The sequence below is a fragment of the Aeromonas sp. 25-AL00135 genome, from assembly GCF_054052385.1.
In genome coordinates this window covers 1-257 of record NZ_JBSTYQ010000057.1, presented here as the reverse complement: position 1 = coordinate 257, position 257 = coordinate 1, and the positions used below count along the sequence as shown (strand labels likewise).

Genomic DNA, 257 nt, shown 5'->3' with positions numbered 1-257 from the left:
TGATGCGGGTGACCCGCTCGTTGTCGATGTCACGATGCTCGTCATGCTTGATATGCCACGCAGCATCGTTCTCGATAAGCACATTCAGGTCTTTCTGACCGTGGATATAAATCTCTTCCTGCCCCGCCTGGTCTTCAAAACGCAACTCGTTGAAACCCTCGCCCTGGTGGGTTTCGGTGCGCAGCACGGTGCGAGTCTTGTTGGCTGGCAGCTCATACGGCGGCCGGTTGGTGGCGTGGTAGGTGCGACCCGTCACG

At 58.0% G+C, this 257-nt stretch carries 1 protein-coding gene; it reads right to left on the bottom strand.

Annotation, left to right across the window (positions count from 1 at the left end; all coding sequences use genetic code 11):
- Positions 1-257 (bottom strand): bacteriophage T4 gp5 trimerisation domain-containing protein (locus tag ACW5XC_RS20460; RefSeq protein ID WP_456516119.1); only part of this gene is annotated, 257 nt, incomplete at both ends.